Annotated in this window: 1 pseudogene; it reads left to right on the top strand. The window is 63.3% G+C overall.

From position 1 onward, the window contains the following. Positions 1-240, top strand: a pseudogene (locus tag J5M67_RS29355) (arylsulfatase); the annotation flags it as partial.

Here is a 240-nt window from a genome sequence, read left to right as displayed (position 1 = left end):
TCGGCAAGAACCACCTGGGCGACCGCGACGAATACCTGCCGACCAATCACGGCTTCGACGAGTTCTTCGGCAACCTCTACCACCTCAATGCCGAGGAAGAGCCGGAACGCCCCTACTGGCCGAAGGACGACCCGGCCTTCATCAAGGCCGCTTCGCCGCGCGGGGTGATCCATTCCTTCGCCGACGGCAAGATCGAGGACACCGGCCCGCTGAACAAGAAGCGGATGGAGACCATCGACG

It is taken from the genome of Pseudomonas sp. 30_B, from assembly GCF_017491605.1.
GTDB lineage: Bacteria > Pseudomonadota > Gammaproteobacteria > Pseudomonadales > Pseudomonadaceae > Pseudomonas.
Note: the sequence above shows the minus strand (reverse complement) of the source record. Positions and strands in the feature narration are given on the sequence as shown.